The organism is Pseudomonas sp. NFACC41-3 (genome assembly GCF_900109505.1).
Taxonomy (GTDB): domain Bacteria; phylum Pseudomonadota; class Gammaproteobacteria; order Pseudomonadales; family Pseudomonadaceae; genus Aquipseudomonas; species Aquipseudomonas chlororaphis.
This window is the reverse complement of the sequence record NZ_FOAE01000007.1, coordinates 53,288-75,084: the sequence shown is the minus strand read 5'-3', so window position 1 is coordinate 75,084 and position 21,797 is coordinate 53,288. Positions and strand designations below refer to the sequence as shown.

Here is a 21,797-nt window from a genome sequence, read left to right as displayed (position 1 = left end):
AGGTGTGTTTATCGCTCCGACCTGCTCAAAAGGAAGGTGACTAATGCGTATAGACCGATTAACCAGCAAGCTTCAGCTGGCATTATCCGATTCTCAATCCCTGGCGGTCGGCCTCGACCATCCGGCCATCGAGCCGGCGCACTTGATGCAGGCGCTGCTCGAACAGCAGGGCGGCTCGATCAAGCCGCTGCTGATGCAAGTGGGCTTCGACGTGAACAGCCTGCGCAAGGAACTGAGCAAAGAGCTCGACCACTTGCCGAAAATCCAGAACCCCACCGGCGACGTGAACATGTCGCAGGATCTGGCGCGCTTGCTGAACCAGGCCGATCGCCTGGCGCAACAGAAAGGCGACCAGTTCATCTCCAGCGAGTTGGTGCTGCTGGCGGCCATGGACGAAAACAGCAAGCTCGGCAAATTGTTGCTGGGGCAGGGCGTCAGCAAGAAAGCGCTGGAAAACGCCATTAATAACCTGCGAGGCGGCGAGGCGGTGAATGACGCCAACGTCGAGGAGTCGCGTCAGGCCCTGGATAAATATACCGTCGACCTGACCAAGCGCGCCGAAGACGGCAAGCTCGACCCGGTGATCGGCCGTGACGACGAAATCCGCCGGACCATCCAGGTGCTGCAACGTCGGACCAAGAACAACCCGGTGCTGATCGGTGAGCCTGGCGTGGGTAAAACCGCGATTGCCGAAGGCCTGGCCCAACGCATCATCAACGGCGAAGTGCCGGATGGCCTGAAGGGCAAGCGCCTGCTGTCCCTGGACATGGGGGCGCTGATCGCTGGCGCCAAATACCGTGGCGAGTTCGAAGAGCGCCTGAAATCCCTGCTCAACGAGCTGTCCAAGCAGGAAGGGCAGATCATTCTGTTCATCGACGAACTGCATACCATGGTCGGCGCCGGTAAAGGCGAAGGTTCGATGGATGCGGGCAACATGCTCAAGCCAGCCTTGGCCCGGGGTGAGCTGCACTGTGTCGGCGCCACCACGCTCAATGAGTACCGCCAATATATAGAGAAGGACGCGGCCCTCGAGCGGCGTTTCCAGAAAGTCCTGGTGGACGAGCCGAGCGAAGAAGACACCATTGCCATCCTGCGCGGCCTGAAAGAGCGTTATGAGGTGCACCACAAGGTGGCGATCACCGATGGCGCGATCATTGCCGCGGCCAAGCTCAGCCATCGCTACATCACCGACCGGCAACTGCCGGACAAGGCGATCGACCTGATCGACGAAGCCGCCAGCCGTATCCGCATGGAGATCGACTCCAAGCCGGAAGTCCTGGACCGCCTGGAACGGCGCCTGATTCAACTGAAGGTCGAATCCCAGGCTCTGAAGAAAGAAGACGACGAAGCGGCGATCAAGCGCCTGGAGAAACTCCAGGAGGAAATCACCCGCCTGGAGCGCGAATACGCCGATCTGGAAGAAGTCTGGACCTCGGAGAAAGCCGAAGTGCAGGGTTCGGCGCAGATTCAGCAGAAAATCGAGCAGTCCCGCCAGGAATTGGAAGCCGCGCGCCGCAAAGGCGACCTGAACCGCATGGCCGAGTTGCAGTATGGGGTGATCCCGGACCTGGAGCGCAGCCTGCAGATGGTCGACCAGCACGGCCAAAGCGAGAACCAGCTGTTGCGCAGCAAGGTGACCGAAGAGGAAATCGCCGAAGTCGTGTCCAAGTGGACCGGTATTCCGGTGTCGAAGATGCTCGAAGGCGAGCGCGACAAGCTGCTGAAGATGGAAAGCCTGCTGCACCAGCGTGTCATTGGCCAGGACGAAGCCGTGGTGGCGGTAGCCAACGCAGTGCGGCGTTCTCGCGCCGGGTTGTCCGATCCGAACCGGCCAAGTGGTTCGTTCATGTTCCTCGGCCCGACCGGTGTGGGTAAGACCGAGTTGTGCAAGGCGCTGGCCGAATTCCTTTTCGATACCGAAGAGGCGATGGTGCGGATCGATATGTCCGAATTCATGGAGAAACACTCCGTGGCTCGGTTGATCGGTGCGCCTCCAGGCTACGTCGGCTACGAGGAGGGCGGTTACCTGACCGAGGCGGTGCGGCGCAAGCCTTATTCGGTGATCCTGTTGGACGAGGTCGAGAAGGCCCATCCGGACGTGTTCAACATCCTGCTGCAGGTGCTGGAAGATGGTCGCCTGACGGACAGCCACGGGCGTACCGTGGACTTCCGTAATACGGTGATCGTCATGACCTCCAACCTGGGCTCGGCGCAGATCCAGGAGCTGGTGGGGGATCGCGAAGCACAGCGGGCGGCGGTGATGGATGCGGTGTCGACCCATTTCCGTCCGGAGTTCATCAACCGGATCGACGAAGTGGTGATCTTCGAGCCACTGGCCCGGGATCAGATCGCCGGCATCACCGAGATCCAGCTGGGACGCCTGCGCAGCCGCCTGGCCGAGCGCGAGCTCAAGCTGGAGCTGAGTGGCGAGGCCTTGGACAAACTGATTGCCGTGGGTTACGACCCGGTCTATGGCGCGCGTCCGCTGAAACGGGCGATCCAGCGCTGGATCGAGAACCCATTGGCGCAGTTGATTCTGTCCGGCAGTTTCCTGCCGGGGGCCACTGTGACGGCCAAGGTGGAAAACGACGAAATCGTCTTCACCTGAGCCCGATAGGGCGTCGTTGTGAAGGAGGCCTCGCATTGCGAGGCCTTTTTTTGCATAGGGCGTTGAACTGTAAGGCAAAGGCTTGTAAAGTGCGCCCCGCAGTACGTCGCCCCAAGGCTTTTTCCTCCCTGAGGAAAAAACTGAAATAAGTTGCAAATCATTGTCTTGAAAGCAATTTAGGGGGTTGACAGAGGTTTTTAAGATTGTAGAATAGCGCGCCTCAGAGACATGAACGTAGCGATACGGACCAAGTCGACGAGGAGGCTTCTAGAAATAAAAGCCTGCTGTAAAAGTTGTAAAATTGAAATGTTCAGTTCCGTGATAGCTCAGTCGGTAGAGCAAATGACTGTTAATCATTGGGTCCCAGGTTCGAGTCCTGGTCACGGAGCCAATTTCAAGCCGGGGTATAGCGCAGTCCGGTAGCGCGCCTGCTTTGGGAGCAGGATGTCAGGAGTTCGAATCCCCTTACCCCGACCATATTTGGGTCGTTAGCTCAGTTGGTAGAGCAGTTGGCTTTTAACCAATTGGTCGTAGGTTCGAATCCCACACGACCCACCATTTTTGAAACCAGTTCGCTGGAATCGAATCTTAAGATCAGACGCCAAAAGCTCTGTTCGCAGAAGGCGCCTTTAAAAGGTGCCTTTTTTTTACCGGGGTATAGCGCAGTCCGGTAGCGCGCCTGCTTTGGGAGCAGGATGTCAGGAGTTCGAATCCCCTTACCCCGACCATACTGAAAATCCTCGTATCGAAAGATACGGGGATTTTTTTTGCCCGGAATTTGGTGCCGGTTGTGTCTTGCCGGTTCTGCCCAGGTTCGACAGCAGTTCCGCGCCCCAGAACCCTTTGTCGAGCAGCGTCACCGAGTGGTCGGGAATCTGCTGCAAAACTCGTCGGCCAAACGCATTTCACTGCGTCGGTAAGGGCTCATTGTGCATCCAGGATCACATGCGAACGCACGTTCATCAGCGCCACCAGGCGCAGCATAGGAAACGGTGTCTGATGGTCGCTTGCAGTGTTTCCCGAGCCGAAGTGATCTCAACGCTCGGGCGTCCACAATGCGCAACAGCGCACCGTCCACTACAAAGACCGGCAGGTCATGCCTGGCATCATCGTTATAGCGCTCTATATCCCAATGGTTGCCCGGTCTTGCGCAATAACCACTCAACAGGACCGGCGCCGAGCCGTTTACGAGCTTCGGTTGCCTGCTGCGAGCCAGCAAATGGTCAGAAGCCAGGCCTTGGGCGCGGATATTCAAATGTCTGGCCACCTCATGAACCGGCTCGTCACGAAATAACGCCACGCCGAGCACCCGCCAAAGCACTTGATCGGTGGGCAGACAATGTCGGCGAAGGGTTACCTGGCTGGAGAGATTCAGCGCAGACGCCATTCACTCTATGGGGATATGTCGCAGACGTTGAAAAGGTCGCCGAGGTCGAGCAGGTTCTGTTGAGCAGATATAAAAAATCCGATGCCAGAAGTCTGGCATCGGATTTTCTAGAAAGCCCGGCATGAGCTCAAATGCTTAGCTCATGACAATTAACCTGATGTGGGAGTGATCGCCTGTGTCCGTGGCCAGCCCCTCGTTGCGAAGGGCGTTTACGGTACTCACAAGACCCGGCAAAGGCCGTCCACGCGTTCGTAAGCCAGTTCCTTGTTTGTTGGGGGGAGCTTGTAGTCCACCATGCAGCTGCCTTCGGCCCAGCGAATCTCCAGCCGGCCCTGGTCGGGAACACCAAAGACCAGCAGGCGCGACAGGTTGTCGACCATGCCCAGGGGCTTGCCTTGTTCGTCGTAGCCTTGGGCGCCGAAGGGGATTGGATCGCCCTTGTCCGCGCGCAGCACGAATTGCAGGCGGCGACCTGTCTGTGCGGCATAGGTGGCCTTGACGATGGCGCCACGGGTTGGCACCAGCACCTTGGAGGTTTCGTTGATCTCGGTGTCGGTACCCAGGGTCTGGGTATCCAGGTTCAGCCAGTTGTAGCGATAAGGCTGCATATAGGGCACCACCGCGTAACCCTTGCCATTGGTGCGAACGGCGTTCCAGCCGGATACACCGACGCCGTCGACATCCGGAACTTCCAGAAGGCCGAAAGTCTCGCCAAGCGGCTGGCCGAGGGTAACGCCACCACTGTGCACCAGCAGCGATCCAGATGCGCCCAGGTCGATATGTTTGTCGTCACGGCCCTGGTTATAGCCACCACGCAGCTTGGCGACGGGGGTGTCCCAGTCCAGGCTGGCGCCGGCCGTACTGCCGTTTCTTTTGCTGTGGCCTGCCTGTGCCGAGTAGCTGAGGGTCGCCTGGTCGTCCAGGTAGCCGGACACGTTCGACTGCAGCGAGGAATCGCCTTTGCTCGAGCTGATGGCGTTGCTGGAGAGGCGGTGAGAACTACCCCGGCCTCCCAGTGGCATGCTGACACTGGCGGTGAGTTGCGTATCCGAACCACCGTTCATGGGATCGCTCTGGGTGCGTGACACCGCCAGGTTGTAGCTGACGTTGGCAACGCTGCTGCCATAACCAAATTGCCAGTTGCGCGTACGGCCCTGCTGATTCCAGTAGTTGGTTTCATCCATGCTGAGGTACAACGAGCCTCGCTGTGACAGGCTCTGGTTCACCCGGAGGTTGATTCGGCTCTTTTGTGCGCTGAAGCCGGCACGCTCCTGATACATGAGGTCGTCCACATGCTGGCTGAAGCTGCGATAGCCTTCGGTGGAGTAGCGGTAGCCGGCCATGGTGAAGGTGGTATCGGTGGCGTTCAGCGTCTTGGAGTACAGGAAGCGCGCACTGTGACCCTTGTTGCTCCTGCCGTTCGGGGTTTTCGATTCACTGCTGGTGACGTCGAAGGAAATACCGCCGAGGCTGGAGTTCACGCCCGCACCAATGTTGACGGCGCGATAGTCTTGCGCGAGCAGCGCGCCGCCATAACCGGTGACGTTATCGGTCACACCGTAGACGGCTGTGCCCTGGGTGAACGACGGCGACGGTTGGTCGGCGACGCGATATTCCCCGGCGGTGACGCTGTAGCGAAGGTTGCCGCGCCGGGTCATGATCGGCTGGTAGGCATAGGACTGCAGATATTCGCGTACCCGGCCATCCGCTTCGATGATCTTGATCTGCAGGTCGCCGTTGGAGCCGCTGGGATAGATGTCAGTGAACTCGAAGGCGCCAGGAGGCACCGACGCGGAATAGATCACGTAGCCGTTTTGCCGTACTTCTACGGTGGCATTGGTTTCAGCGATGCCACGGATCACGGGTGCGTAGCCGACCTCGTTGTCAGGCAGCATGCCGAGGTCCGAAGCGATCTGTGCACCGCGAAAGCGCACGCTGTCGAAGATCTCGCCTGGGGTGTACAGCTCGCCCAGGGAAAGCTTGCCTTTCAGGCGCTGGACATCGCGCTCCAGATAGTTGCGGTTGCTCTTGAATTCGCTTTTTGTACCGGTTCCTCCGGTCAAGGCGGATTCGTTGCGAAAGCGCCAGCCGGCGATATTGAAACCGTTGCGCAGGTTCAGGTTGTGGTAGTCGCTCTTCCTGCCCTGGTTGGTATTGCGGTTGAAGTTGGCCTGGTAGTCGCTGTAGAAGGCGGTGATGCCTTCGTCCCAAACCGACGGGTCGACGTAACCACGGGAATAGCGCTGGACGTACGCCTGCGGAATGCTGAACTGCAATGCCAGGTTGGTGACGTCGAAGTCCACCGCGGCGCCGGTGATCTGGGCGCTGACGTCGAACGGCTGCTCATCCTTGGCGTCCGCGGCGATGAGTCCATCCTGCTGGGCTTTGCCCGCGTTGAGTCCAAGTTCTTTGAGCAGCCCGAGCGAGATGGCGGGTTTGACCTGCCCGGAGGCATCGGCGCTGAAGGTGATTTCCTGGCGCTTGATCAGCACGTTGTTCAGGTAGAGGTCGACGCTGTAGGTACCTGGCGGAACTGCACTGCCTTTCTCAAAAAACTTGAGGTCCACCGGAGTGCCCTCCATTTTCAGAAAGGAGTCGGCGAACTCGGCCTCTGCGGCGGACAGCTTCGAGGCCAGCCCCAGTGCCATGAGGCAGGTCGCGCACGCCCGTCGGGCGATCCTGAAGCTGAGCTCTCTCTGAAAAATGGGCATGCGAAATCCTTTCGATCGTGCATCGGATGTCCGGGGCACTGACCTGATTAAAAAGTCGGATTAGATAAAGCGGTGCGCTCTATGCGAGCGACACGAGTGATGGCTGTTTTCCGTTAGTTGGAAAGTTTGCTGGTGACTCGGTCCAGCCCGCCGTAATCGTTGATGCTGTCGAATTCCACTGTTGTGGCTCCGGGCTTCATGCCAGTCGAGCCTTTGATCTCGACGGTGCGTGTTGCTCCTGGTGCCAGCATTTCCACGGTAGCGGTGCCCGCGTCTTTGCCATTGCGCAGTTTCACGCTGCTCCCAGCAAGGGTCACATGGAACGCGGAAGGGTTGGTCACCGAAAGCGCGGCTTTGCCGCCTTGTTCCACCAGCTTCCATTGCAGGCTCTTGGCTGCATTGGCGGCGGTGTCCGGCAGGTTGGCCGGGCGGTAGAACAGTTTCACGCGCTGGCGTATGGCAATTTGCAGGGTGTTCTCGCTTTTGGCTTTTTGCGGGATCTCTTGCACGGCCAGCCAGAACACGGATTCCTTGTCGGTCGGCAGCCCCTGGCCTTGATAGAGGATGCGCAGGATCTGCTGCTTGTTGCCTCCAAGGCGAACCAAGGGAGGGGTAATGGCGAACGGTACATCGGTCGCGAGCCCGTTTTTGTCTGGCTCGACCCAAGACTGGATCATGATGTCGTTCGAGCCTTGATTCCTGACGACGACGGATGTTTCCTTGGCTGGCGCAGCGAAGACGACGCGGGTGCCATCCAGCGTAATGCCGGCACTGGCCATCGACGCAAAGAGCGTCATCGCGCTGGCGAGCGCAAGACGTGTCAATAGTGAGGCTTTCATAGCGGCTCCAGGTCGGAGGGAGGGGCACAGGCCCCTCCCTTTGTCGCGGGTTACTCGTAAGTCAAGGTAAACGGCAGGGTGCCGTTCGCAGGACCTGCTTTGATCGTCGCGCCGTTTGCCACATAACCTGCACGCATGTTCAGGTTGGCGCTGTAGGTGGTGGTTTCACCTACTGTGGTTGGCACCAGCGCGCCATCGATGGTTTCGTTCGCGCCGAGGTTCACCAGCTTGTTGCTGCTGTTGTAAAGACCGATACCCACGCCCTCTGCACCACCGGTGACTTTCAGCAGCGAGACGTTCTTGCTGTCGATGCCGGAGCCACTGCTTGGGTCGAACTGCAGCTTGACGGACTTCAGGCCCTCTGCGGTGCCGCCGCAATCCAGGTTCAGGTTGATACCCTTACCGCCGACGATGCCGCCACCTGCAGAGCCCGTGAGCGAGTCGCTGCTGACCTTGCCGAGGTTGATATCGATGTTCTGGTTGCCCTTGCTACCACCAACGTTGGTACCGGAACCGGCGGCGATTGTGCAGGAGGCAGCGACGATGTCGCCGGTGAAGTTGATGGTGCCATCTGCTGCGAGAGCGGAAGTGCTGACCGCGCCAGCGATAGCCATGGAGACGATGCTTTTGAGAAGTTTGGACATTTCATGTACCTGCTAAAGTTGGAGGTGCAATCTTGTATCTTCACTTCGATCGTTACAATAAGACCATTCTTAAAGTACTGAATGCTCTATGGTTTTGAATGGCGGCTAATACTTTTTTGCCTGATAGGATTTCAATAAGAAGATTCTTAAAATTTGATCGGTCAGCATGAAGTTGTCGGAATACCTGTCGGCAGCTAAACGGGATGAACGCCGCAAAAATCTTCGATTCTTGTATGTAAGTAGCTGTTTTGCAGGGGCTAATCTTTAGGGGTAGCAGGTTGGAGTCGAAGGTTTAAGCGTGCAGGGCAAACTATCAATGCAACTAGATAGAGCATGAGTGGCGTCTTGAATACTATCGGGCCAGCTATCTATATGCCGCAGTAAGAGGTGGCGAGGAGTCAGGCTTATGTATTCGGTACGCCCGGGGGAGAGCAACTTTTTGATGTATGGGCCAAGTCGGGCGGCTCTTCTATTTTAGAATTAAGACTAATCTTAAAGCTGCGTGGAAAGTTGGAAATAGAGTGCGGGAAGTCTCTAGGTACTTCGATCTTTAACCGTCTGCCTGTTTGCCTGAGTCCGTGTTGAACAGGGCGCAAAAAAATGCCCCGATCGCTCGGGGCACTCTTGTCCTGGTCTACAGGCTCAGATTCAGTGCAGCTTGAGGCGTGGCTCGGTGCCGCGGCCGATCCGGCTGCCGAGCATCAGCATGGCGGTACGGAACGGGCCGTAGAGCGCCATCTGGTGCATGCGATACAGCGACACATAGAACATCCGCGCCAGCCAGCCTTCGAGCATCACGCTGCCGGTTAGGTTGCCCATCAGGTTGCCCACCGCGGAGAAGCGCGACAGCGAGATCAGCGAGCCGTAGTCGGTGTATTTGTACTCCGGCAGGGCCTTGCCTTCGATACGCAGTTTCAGCGACTTGGTCAGCAGCGATGCCTGCTGGTGAGCCGCCTGCGCCCGCGGTGGAACGTTGCGGTCGGTACCCGGTTGCGGGCAGGCGGCGCAGTCGCCAAAGGCGAAGATGTTTTCGTCGCGGGTGGTCTGCAGGGTTGGCAAGACCTGCAGCTGGTTGATGCGGTTGGTTTCCAGGCCGTCGATGTCCTTGAGGAAGCCCGGGGCGCGAATGCCCGCGGCCCAGACTTTCAGGCTGGCGGCAATCACCTGGCCATCGGCGGTGATCAGGCTGTCGGCGGTGACTTCGCTGACCGCGGCATTGGTCATGACCTTGACCCCGAGTTTTTCCAGGGTCTTGTGCACCGGGCCGCCGATCCGCTCCGGCAGGGCCGGCAGTACCCGTGGGCCGGCCTCGATCAGGGTGATGTGCATGTTTTCCGGCTTGATCCGGTCCAGGCCGTAGGCCGCCAGTTCATGGGCGGCGTTGTGCAGCTCGGCGGCCAGTTCGACGCCCGTGGCACCGGCACCGACGATAGCCACGCTGATCTGCTCCACCACATCGGTCTGCCCGGCATGGGCGCGCAGGTAGTGGTTGAGCAGTTGCTGGTGGAAGCGTTCAGCCTGTTTGCGCGTGTCGAGGAACAGGCAGTGCTGGGCGGCGCCCTGGGTGCCGAAGTCGTTGGTGGTGCTGCCCACGGCGATCACCAGGGTGTCGTAGCCCAGCTCGCGGGCCGGCAGCAGCTCCACGCCGTTTTCGTCGTAGGTGGCGGCCAGCTGGATCTTCTTCTGCTGGCGATCGAGCCCGCTCATGCGGCCCAGCTGGAACTCGAAGTGGTTCCATTTGGCTTGGGCGACATAGTTGAGTTCGTCTTCGGAAGAGTTCAGCGAGCCGGCGGCCACTTCATGCAGCAAGGGCTTCCAGATGTGGGTCAGATTCGCGTCGACCAGCATCACACTGGCGGTACCGCGCTTGCCCAGAGTCTTACCCAGACGGGTAGCCAACTCCAGACCGCCGGCGCCGCCGCCAACGATGACAATACGATGAGTCATGGGGATATCTCGCAAGGCTAAAAGAAATCGGTACGGTTACCCGAGCGAGCGCGATGCAGCTCATAGCGTCAGGTAACTGATAAGTCGGCTCAGCAGGCCCAGGCCAATGGTGACGCTCACGACTATCACGAGGAGCATCCACGGCCGGAAGGGCCGGCGCTCGACTCGGTGCTGGGCCAGTTGCAGGTATTCTTCGACATGGCGTTGGTCGTCGGGGTTCAGGCGGCTGGTCATAAAAAGCCTCGTCAGCTAGACGTTGCGAAAAGTATGAAGGTTACAGCGCAGTGCCATCTTGTCGGGCTATGCGGCAATGAACGGAGCATAGCTGCTCGCGGATGCCGGCCTTGTCATCCCGTGAATGATTGCGCTTTGTAACACTCGCGCGGTGTTTGCGCCATGCCACGAATGGCCGGCAAGGCCCGGGAAATTCCGCTCCAGCAGGCTTACAGGCTGATACCGACATCGAAGAGGATGCTGCGCCCCAGGTTGCCACGCAGGAAGTCCGGCGCGTCGGGGTGAGCGAACAGCACGCGGGCGAAGGTCGGCCCGACCAGCGACAACGAGCGCCAGCCCTGGCGCAGGTATTCGGTCGGCGGCGGGAAGTGGCTGTTGAGGTCCAGCACTTCGCGCTTGAGGCTGGCGAAGGCGATGATGTCCAGCTCCCCCAGGTCCATGCCGCGTTCCTTGTAGTTGTGGGCTTTCTTGCGCAGGGTCGGGGCCAGCCTGAGCAACAGTTCGTTGGCCGGAATGCGTTTGGGCTTGGCCTCGCGCCGTACTAGCTGGCTGAGGGAGAAGGCACTGCGGCGCCGTTGCAACTCGTCGCGCCATTCGTCGTTGAGGCGGCGGCCTTCGTCCAGCACGAAGAACACCTCGAAACAGGCCTCGCGAAACAGTACGTCCGGCGGCTCCTGCCCGGCGGGCGTGAACTCGTCGGCACGGTAGGGGATGTTCAAGCCTTGCAGCAGGCGTTGGCAGACCCAACGCTCACGCTCCCATTTGCGCGCATTGGACAGGAACGCGTTGGCTTGTTCGGCCTGAATGGTGAGCAGGCGCAAGTAATCTGAGTCATCCATAGTCCAAGCTTAGCGTCCAAACGCTGATCCAAGAAATACACTCTGCCGGGTCGGCGGGGGCTGACTGCACTTATAACGGATAAGTGTGACATCCGGTCAACCCTCTGCCGCTCGTTCAGGCCCGCCAGGGTTTCAGCCATAGCCCCAGGACGATCAGCAGGAGCAGACCAGCCACTGTGCTGAGCCCCAATTGCAGCCAGACATTCAACAGCGGATGCAACAGCAGCGCCGCCGCGCTCAGCAGGACGGCGCTGACTGCCCAGCGCACCGGCCAGTTGATCAGGGTGAGCAATTGCTGGCGCTGCATCAGCAGCAGGTTGGTCAGGAGCACACCGCCGAGGGCCGCCAGAGGAATTGCGGTCAGCCCCAGGACCAGCGGCAGGCCCGCCAGCAGCAAGGCGTTGAGCAGGCTGCCGAGCAACTCGCAATGCAGTGGCGTGCTGGTATCACCGGCGGCATAGGCGTAACGCGCGAGCATGGCGTTCCAGGCACCAAATACCAACGACACGGCGAACCAGCCCAGCAACGTCGGCAGCGGGCCATCGGCGCTCTGGGCGGGCAGCAGCCAGTGGATCAGCGCCGGGCTGGCACCCACCAGGCCGAGCGCGGCTGGCAGGCTCAGCAGGGTCGCGGCGTCGAGCCCACGATGCAGCAGCCCCAGGCGCTGATCGCCGGACTTGCCGCTCATCAAGCCAAGCAGGACCTGGTTCAGGCTCATCAAGGCAATCAGCGGCAGGTTGATCAGCTTGCGCGCCAGGTTGACCCAGGTCACCACGCCTTCGCCCAGGTAGCTGGCGACCAGCCGTTCCACCAGCGCCAGGCCCTGGCTGGCCAGGTTGCTGGTCAACAGCGGGCCGAGGCGGCCGAGCAGTTCCCGGCCGGCCCCGGCGTCCCCGCGGACTTGCCAGGGGCGCCAGCCGGTTTGCCAGACCGCCGGCACCAGCGACAGGCACATCAGCAGGCTGCCGAGGAAAAATGCCAGCGAAAGGCCGGAGCCAAGGCTCGCCTGGCCGTAGAAAAACAGGTAAAGCACCGGTGGCAGGTTGAACAGCAGCGAGCCTAGCCCCGGCAGGACAAAACGTTGCCGGGCGTGCAGGGGGATGCTGAACAGCGCGTGCATGAGCAGGCCGGGGATGCAGGCGGCCAGGCTGCGCAGGTTGGCGGCGGCTTCGGCCTGGGCTGCGCTGTCGAGCCCGGGGCCGATCAGGCGGATCCACAATGGCGCGCTCAAGGCCAGCAGGGCATACAGCCCCAGCCCCAGGCCCAGCAGGCGTGGGCACAGGCCGGCCAGCCAGGCGTGCTGGCGCTGGGCGTCGCGTTCCTGATAGAGCGGCAGGGCCGCGGCCGCGAGAATGCCGGCGGCCAGGGTCATGCGCAGGGCTTCGGGAATGAACACCGCGACCAGGAACGCATCGCTGCGGCTGCCCGCGCCCCAGGCCGCCACCAGCAGCCATTCGCGGGCAAAACCGGCGAGCAGCCCGGCGAGGGTCGCCAGGGTCAGCAGCAGGGTGCTGCCGAGCATCAGTAGAACAGGGTGAACAGGCCTTTGCCACCCACCTTGTAGTTCAGGTCGTGAGGGCGCTCGCCCATGGGTTTGGCACCGCTGCCGCCGATGATCTTGTAGGGGGCAACGGCCTTGGCCACGAGGGTGTTGGCGGTCACTACGGCCCCGCGACCGATATGCGAGCCATGGGCGAGCAGCGCCCGGGTGGCGATCCAGGCGTAGTCATCGATGTAGATGGGCGCGGACACCGACCAGAACTCGGGGCTCATCGGGTCATGGCCGCCGGCGAGAATCAGCACGTGGGAGGCGATCGTCACATGATCGCCGATGATCAGCCCGGCTCGGGCATCGATCTGACAATGCCAGGCGATCACGCTGTCATCGCCGATCACCAGGTTTTCCACCCCCAGCACCTCGGTGTTGCGCCAGATGCTCGAGCCCTTGCCGATTTTCGCGCCGCCCAGGCGCAGCCAGGCGATGCGCACGTGATGGCTGGGGATCTTGTTGATCAGGATGTTGTAGGCCTGCTCCCAGGCCCGCAGCCAGCGGTCCTTGAGGGTGGCCAGGTTCTTGCCGTAGCGCGGCACCAGGGTGGTGGGGATGTCCCGCTTCAAACGGCCAAACAGGCGTCGGGCCAGGGGATGCTCGATGATCGGTTCGATATCCACCGCACAGATGCTGTAGCGCGCCTGCTCGCCGTCGCCCTCGACGAACAGCACGTCGTTGTTCAGCCCCCAGCTGTAGGCCTCGAGCAGTTCATCGTGGCTGACGCCCAGCTCCGAGGCCAGGGCAGGCAGGCGTTCCGGCAGATCCGCAGAATGGAAAATACGATGTTTCATGCTTGGCGATCCTTGGGGTTGATGAGAGGAAGAGTGATGGCCGGGCGCAACCGGACCTGTTGCAGGCTCATGCCCATCAACAGCCAGAACAGACCGATCAGCACGAAAGTGAAGCTGAAGTAGTGGTCGAACAAACCCGTCAGCAAGGCCGCCAGCAGGCCGGAAATGCACCCCAGCCACAGCGCGTTGTCGGCGGTCACCTGGCGGATCGGCGCCAGCGGGCGCACCTCGCGCCACCACAACAGGGTGACGGCGATGAACAGCAGCATCCCCGGAATGCCGATCTTGTAGATGAAGTTCAGCCACAGGTTGGAGATGCCCGGCAGGTCGGTGCCCGGTACCGGCGGGTCGACCTTGAAGCCGATGCCCAGCGGGTAGCGCATCATCGCCTCGGGGAATTTCGCGTACTCGTCGAAACGCACTTCGGTACTGGCGTTGGTTGCCGAGAACATGGTCATCAGGCGTTCCTGCAGCGGCGGGTAGAACATCACCAGGGCCACCGCGAAGGCCGCCCCGAGGCCGATGATCCGGCCGCTGTAGGGCACGCGTTTGTAGGTCAGCCAGATCAGCACCAGGGCCAGGGCCAGGATCGCCCCGCGGGAAATACTCAGCAGCAGCCCCGCGCAACCCAGGATCGCCACCGCCAGCCCCAGGGCCCGGCGCGCGCCGGTGCGGGTCCAGCCATAGAGCAGCGCCAGGGGAATGAACAGCACCAGCACGCCGCCCGTGAGGTTGGGGTGAACCCAGGGCGATGCCATGCGCTGGTAGTTGGCGGAGAAGATGTCCCTCACCGCTTCCGGGTGGGCGTACTTGAGGTCGGTGAGGATCGGGATCATCGACATCGCGTTGCGTGACTTGATGAACATGCCGATCGACAACAGCAGCATCAGCAGGGTGCCCAGCAGCAGGGCGATCACCAGTTTGTCGCGGTCGGCGTCGGTACGCAGGAGCAGCGGCACCATGAACAGCAGCGACAGGTTCATCAGCCAGCGCACCCAGTTCACCGGGCCGTTGCCTTCGGCGTGGATGATCAGCATGCCCCAGACAAAGGGAATGGCACTGAACAGCATCAGCCAGACCATGGCCCGCTCGGTGGGGCGCCAGAGCATGAGGTTGCGGGTCTTGCCGATGAACGATTGCCAGAACAGCCCGACCCACGTCAGGCCGAGCACCGCTTCACTGACCGTGGTGCGAATCCCCAGTTGCAGCGTGGTGTAGGGAATGCAGGTGGCCAGCACGGCGAAGATCAGCAGGCCCCACAGCGGCTTGCGGATCAGTGTGAGGGTCACGGCCAGGCCGATCACCACGAAGATGACTTTTGCCGGTGGCAGGGCCCACAACAGAATCCCGAAGATCAACCCCAGGGTCAGGCCAATGAATTTTCCTGGCAGCATCAGTGAAAGAGCCCTGTGAGCAAGGTGTCGAGGCGCTGGCGGTGGGCCGGCTCGGCAAATTGCCGGGCCCAGTCGCGCAGGGTATCCGGATCGGGTCTGGCGCTGTCCTGCGCCTGTTCGATCAGCGCGTTGCGCAGGCTGGCGCGATCGCGGGCATTGAAGCGTCGCGCGCCGGGTGGCGTGACCTCATCGAGCGCCGAACCCCTGGCCACCGCGACCGGCGTGCCCTGCCACAGCGCCTCGACCACCGGCAGGCCGAAGCCTTCGGCGTAGGAGGGCTGCCACAGGCAGTCGGCATGCCGGTACAGGGCCTGCAACTGCTCGTCGCTGACGCCATTGACCCAATGCAGGCCGGGCAACTGGCTCAGGTTGGCGGGCAGGTCGCTGGCATGGCCGACCAGGACCAGCTCCGGTACTTGCGGGTTTTCCTGGCGGCAGCGCTGCCACTGCTCGATGAAGAGCGGCATGTTCTTGCGCGGCTCCCGCGTCCCGACGGCCAGCCAGTAACGCTCGGGCAGGCCCGTCGGCAGTGGGCCGACGACGCCCTGGAACTCCGGCACCAGGTTGTGCAGCACGCGGAATTTCGGCCGCGCCCAGGGAAACAGCCGGGCCGCTTCACTGCAGGAAAACCGCGAAGGGCACCAGACCTCATCGGCAACCCAGATCGACCAGGCGATCGACACGGCGTCGATCAGCCGATAGGCCATGGCCTTGAGCGGCGAGCGGTGGAAGTTGCGCTGGGTCAGCTGGAACAGGTCATGCAGGATCAGCACATAACGGGTGCCCGCCGGCTTGTGGCCGATGGGCAGGCCCATGTTGGCGGTGGCGATATACAGGTCGACCGACTGCTCGCGAATGGTCGCCGGCAAGAATTTGCGTTCGAAGCGCAGGCGCACGCCGGGGCGTTGCACGCCATCGAGGGGGCTCGGCCAGGCTGGGCAAAAGGCGGTCTGGCGTTGTTCATGCTCCAGTGGCGCTTCGCTCACCAGCAGCAATTCGGTGTCTTCACGGGCACGCAGGGCCTGTTCCAGTGCCTTGACCTGACGGGCGATGCCCGAGGAGGGAGCGACCGTGGCCGGACGATAATCGAGGGCTACACGCATGCGGGATGCTCCTGTGTGGAGGGCAGAGTCCGGTAGATCTGTTCCAGTTCGTCACCGGCCACGGCCCAGTCGTGATGCTGGCGGGCATACAGGCGGGCGGCGCCGGCCAGTTGGGCGGCGAGGGTCGGCTCGCTCACCAGGCGAATCACGGCATCGGCCAGGGCCTGGGCATTGTCGCCTGCCAGGTAATGTTCCTCGGGGCGGATGGCCAGGCCCGAGGCGCCTTGCGCGGTGCTGACCAGCGGCAGGCCGGCGGCCATGGCTTCGAGCACCTTGAGCTTGGAGCCGCCGCCCTGGCGCAACGGCGCGATGAACAGCGCGCAACGCCGTTGCAGATCGGGCAGGTCCGGCACGAAGCCGACCCATTCGATGCGGCTGTCGGTCCAGCGTTCGGCCCAGTTGCTCGGCAAGGCATACCCGGCCACCGCCAGGCGCGCCTCGGGGCAGTGGCTCCAGACCCGCGGGAAAATCTCGTCGAGCATCCACTGCACGGCGTCCAGGTTCGGCGCGTATTCGTAGTTGCCGACAAACAGCACCCGCTGGCTCTGCGGGTCGGCCGAGACCTCGGCAAAGCTGCGGCTGTCGACACCGTTGACCACCACCTCGACCGGGGTACGGGTCAGCTGGCGCATGGTCCGGGCGTCGCTTTCGGTCACCGCGACCACCTGGCGGGCCGTGTCGAACGCCTTGCGTTCCCACTGTCGGCAGCGCCATTGGTCGTAGCGCACGAAGAGACTGGCCCAGGCCGGGAAGCGGTCATAGGTTGCGCCGCCCAGGCTGGATTCGAGGTTGTGCTCGGTGAGCACGAAGTCCCGGCCGGCCCGCCGCAGCGGTTGCAGATAGGGTTGCAGGCTGTAGCTGTGCTCGACCTGGATCACATCCCAGGGCTCTTGCAGCAGGCTGTCGAAGCGCTCGCGCAAGGGGCGCGACACGCCGTTGACCGTGGTCAGCAGCGGCCACGGCGCGAACAGCCCGGCCAGTACCGTGACCGGGTGCTTCAGCGGGCGCCGGGGCACCACGATCAGGCGTTCCAGCCAGGGCTCGAGGGCGGCGCGGGTGGCGGCATCGGCCTCGGTCTTCGACTGCACCAGCAAGGTGATGCGGTGGCCCCGCTCGCTCAAGGTCCGCAGCAAGTGAAACTGGCGAGTCTTGCCTCCACTGGTCATGGGCCAGGGCAGGTAGGGGAGAATCCAGAGAATCTTCACGTACGGCACTCCAGGTCGAGATCGATTACCACACGAGAATCTGCAGGGACGACTTCACGGCCGGCTGGATGCCGTCCGCGGCCTCGAGACTGGCCCGGGTTCCGCTGAGCGGGTCGTAGAGCTCGGCCTGGTGCACCTGGGGCAAGCGGATAGTGCCGCCCTTGGCGCTCCAGAACATCAGCAGGCGCTTACCGTCGTCGCGGGTCCAGGACACGCTATAGAAGGTGTCGGGCAGGTTCTCGAGCTCTGGCGTCTTGCCGGGTTTGAGGCGCGCGCCGGTAATCTCGAGAAAACGCGCGAGCGCCTTGTACACCGGCTTGGGTTCGCCGTTGAGATCGAGCAGGCCGTAATGCTGGTCGCGGGCCGAGGCGCGCGAGTCGAGATCGGAAAGGGCGAAGAGAAAGATCCGCTCGTAGTCCTGGTCGCTCATCAACGCCAGGCGACGCAGGGTGTAGTCGGCCTGACCGTCGACGCCGATCAGCCGCTGCATCTCCTTGGGCCCGGCGTAGCTCGACCAGCCCCACTCGGTGGCCCAGACCCTCTTCAGGCCGGCGCCGTGCAGCATGTCGTTGAGCTGCTTGCCGCGCAGCAGCACTTCGTTCTTGCCTGGCTCATCAGTTTCCGGGGTTTCCGAATACGGGTGGTAGGCGGCGACCATGCCCAGGCTCTGCACGCCCAATTCGCCGAGTTTCTCGAACATCAGCGCGTTGCGCTGGGTCGGCATCTGGCTGTAGTAGGCCATGCCGCCCATGACCTGGATCTTGTCCGGCGCCACTTGGTTCAGGGCCTGATGGGTCGCCAGCAACAGCTCGCCGTAGCCCTTGGCATCGGGTTTCGGCCGCCAGTTGTTGGGTATGTTCTGCTCGTTCCACACCTGCCAGGCGTCGATGTTCGGGTAACGCTGGGCCAGCATGGCCATGCGCGTGGCGAAGACTTTCGGATCGCGCGGCGGGTACTGATCCTGGAACGGCCCGCCCTTGGGGGCGGTGGTCACGAAGGGCGCCGAGCCTACGAGGTAGAACAGCGACTTGAGTTTCGAGTCGCTCAGGGTCCGGTCCAGTTCGTCGAGGGTGCTGAGTTGATAACCCTCTTCGGTGGGTTCGAGCCGATCCCAGTGCAGGTCGACCCGCACCCATTGCAGGCCGAGCTGCTTATAGGCGGCGATCTGTTTGCGGTATTGCTGCGGGGTGAACCACAGGAAGTGCGCATTGACCCCCAGGTAGTCCTTCCACACCAGGGTGCGATCGGGGGCCAGGTTGATCGGCGTGGCATCGACCTGTTCGCTGAGCAGCAGGGCGCCGCCTACCGCCAGCGCGGCGACCAGTGGCAGATAGCGCAAAAGAGGGCGACGTTTAAGGCCTGCTCGGGTCTTCATTTCGATCGCTCCTTGCACACTTCATTGAACAGTTCGGCGAAGCGCCGCGCGGTCGCGCTCCACTCGCGTTGTTGCCCGGCCTCGCTGGCCCGCGCGGCCCACTGGCGGGCCAGTTCGGGCTCCAGCACCAGGCGGCTCAGGTGCTGGCTCAGCGCTTCGACATCGCCTTGCTGATAGGTCACGCCATTGCCGCCGGCCACCTCCTCGGCAAAGGCCCGGGCATTGGAGGTGACGACCCCGCGACCGCAGGCATTGGCCCAGGACAGGGCGCCGCTGGTGCCGCGCATCTGGCCGAGCCAGGCGAGTTTTTTCGATTCCCGGTACGGCAGCACCATCACATGGTGGGCCTGGATGGTGCGGGCGATCTCGGCGGACGGCAGGTCCAGTTGCCAGTCCACCACATCGTCCAGCTGCAATTCGCGAATGCGCTGGCGCAGGCCGTCGAGGTAGTTGCCGGCCGGGTCGAAGGTCATTTCCGGGGCGGTGCCGCCGGCCAGGGTCAGGCGGACCTGGCCACGGCACTGCGGGTTGGCCGCCAGGGTGCGGGCCAGGGCCTCGATCAGGTCCTCGATGCCCTTGCCGCGGTAGATGAAGCCGAAGTACAGCAGGCGCAACGGCACCAGCGGCGGCAGTTCGGCCGCGGGGATCGGCAGGTTGCCGTGGGCGATCACCGCCACCTGTTGCGGTCGCAGGCCCATGCGCTGGCGCAGGCAGTCGCCGCCCAGCCGGGTCAGGGTAATCAGCCGGCGCATGCCGCGGGCCAGGCGCCGTTCTTCGCGCAGGGTCAGCGGGTCGGCGAGCAGCGCCGCCGCTTGCGGCAGTGGGTGCGGCAGGCGTTCGAGCAGGGTCAGTGGCCAGAACAGCCGGGCGCGCCGCCAGATCAGGCGTTCCGGGTCATGCACGGTGGCCGTGCGGGGGATCCGTGGTTGTTCGCTGCTCAGGTAGTCGAGCGCCTGGAACTCGCCGAAGCGGCCACCGCCGAGTTCGGCGTGCACCAGGTCGACGCCCGTCCAATCGAAGGCGCGCAGGCGCGTCAGCTGTTCGGCGGGATCGTGACAGCCGGCCAGCGGCGTCAGCACTTCGATGCCAAGGCCGCGCAGCGCATTGCTGAAATGCGCGGCGTAGTCGGCGATACCGGTCTGTTCCGGCGGCAGCGGGGCCAGCAAGGCGATACGCATCAGGCCGCACCGCGCCAGCTGTTGATCCGCTCCAGCACCCTGGACGGTACTTCGAAGCGGCGACGGTTGAGGATCAGCCCGTCGACCTTGCCGAAGGCGGTAGTCAGCAACGACAGCGCATTCTCGATCATCGGCACGGTGCTGGTCCGAGCCTCGATCACCAGGGCGATCAGGTCGGCGCGGCGCAGGATCAGGAAGGCCTCCTGGTTCGACAGCAGGGCCGAGGCATCCAGCAGCAGGACTTCACCGGGCTGGGCCGGCGCGCTGTCGTTGACCCGCACGCGCTGGCCGCGCTCCTCCAGCAGGCGGCGCAGGCGTTCGAGGATGAAACTCACGCCTTCGCCATGGCGCGCTGAGGTCAGGCCCAGGGTCAGGCCCTGGCTCTCGATGCGGTCCATGGGCAACAGACTGTAGAGCCGGTAGATGCTCGCGGTCATGGCGGCGGGTGTGGCGTCCTCGAGGTCCGGCACGCTGCCCCACAGCGGCACCTGGAACAGCTCCGGCAGGCGCGAGCCGTCGTGGATGCGCTGGTCCAGCAGGTAGCAGACATAGATGGTCAGCAGACCCACGGCGATGCCCGCGGGAATGGCGAACAGCAGGATCAGCAGGCTCTTGGGGAAGACTCGCGCCGGGTTGAAGGTGGCGTGCTCGATGATCGCGATGTTGCTGATCTGGCTGCTGTCGAGCTCGTGGTCGATACGCGCCTGTTCCAGGTTTTCCGAGTACAGCGCGTAGCTCTTTTCCGCGGTGCGCAACTGCTGGGTCAGGCGGTTGAGTTCGGGCTCGTCGGTCAGTACCCGGTCGCGCTCGGTACGCAGGGCAGCCAGGGTCTTGTCGTAGTTCTCGATCTGCCCGGTCAGCCGGCGCTGTTGCAGCTGGGCATCGATGACCTGCTGCTTGACGTTGGTCACCAGGCTATTGGGCGCGATGTTCTTCGAGCGTTCCAGGCGGCTCTCTTCCTGCTCGCTGAGGGCCTGCAGGTCGTGGATGTTCTGTTCGATCTGCTTGACCGCTGGCGCCTCGGGCAAATAAGTGCGCAGCAAGCGCGCGCGTTCCACCTGCAGGGTGTTGAGCTGGCGCTTGAGGTCGAGCTGGGTCGGGTTGAGGCTGGTCTCGCGACTGGTCACCACTTCGACAGGCTGATCCTGGATCTGCTGGCGGGCGTTGATCAGGAAGCTGCTGATCCCCGACAGCTGGTTCTGCGCATTGACCCGGGCGTCGGTCAGGCGGTCGATCTGGCTGGTGAGGTTTTCCAGGCGGGCATCGACGCTGATCGAATCGATCTGCTTCAGGCGGCCCTGTAATTGCTCCTTGAGGCTGAGGATCTGCGCGGCCACCTTGTTGCCTTCGCCTTCATAGAAGGCATAGAGGCTCTTGCGACCGAGCACCCGGGCGCGCTCCTCGAGGAAGGTGTCGACCCAGATCTTCACCACCTGCTGCGCGACTTCCGGGTCGTCCCAGGTAAAGCTGATGTCGATCACCGACGAACCCGCTTCGTGGCTGGCCTGGAAGTTCTTTTCCAGGCGGGTCGCCAGGCGGTCCAGCGGGCTCTGCGGCTCCGACAGGCCGACCAGTTGCAGCAGACTGCGCAGCGCATCGATGGCGGTGCCCATGGCCTTCTTGGCGTAGAACTTGAGGGTCTTCCAGAAACCCTGGGGTTCGGCGGCCGCGCTCAGTTCCAGGTAGCGCTGGGCGACGATGTGCACGATGGGCCGGCCGGTGAGCATCTTCTCCTCATCGACGATCGGGTCGTGCTGGGTGCTGGGCGAGATCAGCGTCTGGCGATTGCCGGCTTCGATCGGCACCGTGGTGCTGTCGCGCCCGGGCTTGACCAGCAGGCGCGCGTCCGACTCGTAGCGCGTCGGCAGCAGGAAGGCGCCCAGCACCGCGACCACGATGGTGGTGATGACCGCCAGCTTGAACTCGCGGCGGAAGATGAAGAACAGACGCAACAGGTCGCGTAGAGAGCGTATTTCGATCACGGGATCAC

At 62.6% G+C, this 21,797-nt stretch carries 15 protein-coding genes, 4 tRNA genes and 1 pseudogene; 5 read left to right on the top strand and 15 right to left on the bottom strand.

Annotation, left to right across the window (positions count from 1 at the left end):
- Window positions 1-43 precede the first annotated feature (43 nt).
- From clpB to BMY68_RS28075, 5 genes are all read left to right on the top strand, one after another.
- The gene (gene clpB / locus BMY68_RS28095; protein WP_009045693.1) at window positions 44-2,608 is read left to right on the top strand and encodes an ATP-dependent chaperone ClpB; all 2,565 of its coding nucleotides are present in this window, start codon (window positions 44-46) and stop codon (window positions 2,606-2,608) included.
- Window positions 2,609-2,923: 315 nt separating this feature from the next.
- Window positions 2,924-2,999: transfer RNA gene (locus BMY68_RS28090), tRNA-Asn, on the top strand.
- A gap of 9 nt (window positions 3,000-3,008) precedes the next feature.
- A tRNA-Pro gene (locus BMY68_RS28085) sits at window positions 3,009-3,085 on the top strand.
- A gap of 5 nt (window positions 3,086-3,090) precedes the next feature.
- A tRNA-Lys gene (locus BMY68_RS28080) sits at window positions 3,091-3,166 on the top strand.
- 93 nt (window positions 3,167-3,259) lie between these two features.
- Window positions 3,260-3,336: transfer RNA gene (locus BMY68_RS28075), tRNA-Pro, on the top strand.
- 32 nt (window positions 3,337-3,368) lie between these two features.
- Here the strand turns inward: BMY68_RS28075 and BMY68_RS28070 are convergent.
- The 15 genes and pseudogenes from BMY68_RS28070 to BMY68_RS28000 all read right to left on the bottom strand — a co-directional run.
- Window positions 3,369-4,066 (bottom strand): annotated as a pseudogene (locus tag BMY68_RS28070) (transposase domain-containing protein); the annotation flags it as partial.
- Between the two features lie 147 nt (window positions 4,067-4,213).
- Window positions 4,214-6,706, bottom strand: a complete 2,493-nt coding sequence (locus BMY68_RS28065) for a fimbria/pilus outer membrane usher protein (protein WP_085534648.1) — start codon at window positions 6,704-6,706, stop codon at window positions 4,214-4,216.
- A gap of 113 nt (window positions 6,707-6,819) precedes the next feature.
- The gene (locus tag BMY68_RS28060) at window positions 6,820-7,545 is read right to left on the bottom strand and encodes a fimbrial biogenesis chaperone (RefSeq protein WP_085534650.1); all 726 of its coding nucleotides are present in this window, start codon (window positions 7,543-7,545) and stop codon (window positions 6,820-6,822) included.
- A 50-nt stretch (window positions 7,546-7,595) separates the two neighbouring features.
- Window positions 7,596-8,189, bottom strand: coding sequence for a fimbrial protein (locus BMY68_RS28055; RefSeq protein WP_085534652.1), 594 nt, complete (start codon window positions 8,187-8,189; stop codon window positions 7,596-7,598).
- Window positions 8,190-8,837: 648 nt separating this feature from the next.
- Window positions 8,838-10,136 (bottom strand): NAD(P)/FAD-dependent oxidoreductase, encoded by a 1,299-nt coding sequence (locus BMY68_RS28050; protein ID WP_009050927.1) that lies wholly within the window; start codon window positions 10,134-10,136, stop codon window positions 8,838-8,840.
- 60 nt (window positions 10,137-10,196) lie between these two features.
- A complete protein-coding gene (locus tag BMY68_RS28045) occupies window positions 10,197-10,370 on the bottom strand; it encodes a DUF3094 family protein (RefSeq protein ID WP_009045687.1) in 174 nt (57 codons plus the stop codon).
- Between the two features lie 209 nt (window positions 10,371-10,579).
- Window positions 10,580-11,209 (bottom strand): DUF1780 domain-containing protein, encoded by a 630-nt coding sequence (locus BMY68_RS28040; protein ID WP_007924708.1) that lies wholly within the window; start codon window positions 11,207-11,209, stop codon window positions 10,580-10,582.
- Window positions 11,210-11,324: 115 nt separating this feature from the next.
- The gene (locus BMY68_RS28035) at window positions 11,325-12,731 is read right to left on the bottom strand and encodes a lipid II flippase MurJ (RefSeq protein ID WP_085534654.1); all 1,407 of its coding nucleotides are present in this window, start codon (window positions 12,729-12,731) and stop codon (window positions 11,325-11,327) included.
- Window positions 12,731-13,552 carry an acyltransferase gene (locus tag BMY68_RS28030; RefSeq protein ID WP_009045684.1) on the bottom strand — a complete coding sequence of 274 codons (822 nt, stop codon included), beginning with the start codon at window positions 13,550-13,552 and terminating at the stop codon, window positions 12,731-12,733. Before BMY68_RS28030 ends, BMY68_RS28035 begins: the two co-directional genes overlap by 1 nt.
- Window positions 13,549-14,946, bottom strand: a complete 1,398-nt coding sequence (locus tag BMY68_RS28025) for an O-antigen ligase family protein (RefSeq protein ID WP_009045683.1) — start codon at window positions 14,944-14,946, stop codon at window positions 13,549-13,551. The genes BMY68_RS28030 and BMY68_RS28025 overlap by 4 nt, the downstream gene beginning before the upstream one ends.
- Entirely contained in the window at window positions 14,946-16,049 is a 1,104-nt protein-coding gene (locus BMY68_RS28020; protein ID WP_085534656.1) for a glycosyltransferase family 4 protein, read from the bottom strand. The genes BMY68_RS28025 and BMY68_RS28020 overlap by 1 nt, the downstream gene beginning before the upstream one ends.
- The gene (locus BMY68_RS28015) at window positions 16,040-17,254 is read right to left on the bottom strand and encodes a glycosyltransferase family 4 protein (protein ID WP_085534658.1); all 1,215 of its coding nucleotides are present in this window, start codon (window positions 17,252-17,254) and stop codon (window positions 16,040-16,042) included. The genes BMY68_RS28020 and BMY68_RS28015 overlap by 10 nt, the downstream gene beginning before the upstream one ends.
- Before the next feature lie 25 nt (window positions 17,255-17,279).
- Window positions 17,280-18,629, bottom strand: a complete 1,350-nt coding sequence (locus BMY68_RS28010; protein ID WP_085534660.1) for a glycoside hydrolase 5 family protein — start codon at window positions 18,627-18,629, stop codon at window positions 17,280-17,282.
- On the bottom strand, window positions 18,626-19,807 hold the full coding sequence (locus BMY68_RS28005) for a glycosyltransferase (protein WP_062824564.1): 1,182 nt from the start codon (window positions 19,805-19,807) through the stop codon (window positions 18,626-18,628). Before BMY68_RS28005 ends, BMY68_RS28010 begins: the two co-directional genes overlap by 4 nt.
- Window positions 19,807-21,789 carry a GumC family protein gene (locus BMY68_RS28000; protein ID WP_085534662.1) on the bottom strand — a complete coding sequence of 661 codons (1,983 nt, stop codon included), beginning with the start codon at window positions 21,787-21,789 and terminating at the stop codon, window positions 19,807-19,809. Before BMY68_RS28000 ends, BMY68_RS28005 begins: the two co-directional genes overlap by 1 nt.
- Window positions 21,790-21,797: the final 8 nt, after the last annotated feature.

Coding starts and splice junctions, on each gene's coding strand:
- clpB (WP_009045693.1), top strand. CDS start 44: ATGCGTATAGACCGATTAACCAGCAAGCTTCAGCTGGCATTATCCGAT.
- BMY68_RS28065 (WP_085534648.1), bottom strand. CDS start 6,706: ATGCCCATTTTTCAGAGAGAGCTCAGCTTCAGGATCGCCCGACGGGCG.
- BMY68_RS28060 (WP_085534650.1), bottom strand. CDS start 7,545: ATGAAAGCCTCACTATTGACACGTCTTGCGCTCGCCAGCGCGATGACG.
- BMY68_RS28055 (WP_085534652.1), bottom strand. CDS start 8,189: ATGTCCAAACTTCTCAAAAGCATCGTCTCCATGGCTATCGCTGGCGCG.
- BMY68_RS28050 (WP_009050927.1), bottom strand. CDS start 10,136: ATGACTCATCGTATTGTCATCGTTGGCGGCGGCGCCGGCGGTCTGGAG.
- BMY68_RS28045 (WP_009045687.1), bottom strand. CDS start 10,370: ATGACCAGCCGCCTGAACCCCGACGACCAACGCCATGTCGAAGAATAC.
- BMY68_RS28040 (WP_007924708.1), bottom strand. CDS start 11,209: ATGGATGACTCAGATTACTTGCGCCTGCTCACCATTCAGGCCGAACAA.
- BMY68_RS28035 (WP_085534654.1), bottom strand. CDS start 12,731: ATGCTCGGCAGCACCCTGCTGCTGACCCTGGCGACCCTCGCCGGGCTG.
- BMY68_RS28030 (WP_009045684.1), bottom strand. CDS start 13,552: ATGAAACATCGTATTTTCCATTCTGCGGATCTGCCGGAACGCCTGCCT.
- BMY68_RS28025 (WP_009045683.1), bottom strand. CDS start 14,946: ATGCTGCCAGGAAAATTCATTGGCCTGACCCTGGGGTTGATCTTCGGG.
- BMY68_RS28020 (WP_085534656.1), bottom strand. CDS start 16,049: ATGCGTGTAGCCCTCGATTATCGTCCGGCCACGGTCGCTCCCTCCTCG.
- BMY68_RS28010 (WP_085534660.1), bottom strand. CDS start 18,629: ATGAAGACCCGAGCAGGCCTTAAACGTCGCCCTCTTTTGCGCTATCTG.
- BMY68_RS28005 (WP_062824564.1), bottom strand. CDS start 19,807: ATGCGTATCGCCTTGCTGGCCCCGCTGCCGCCGGAACAGACCGGTATC.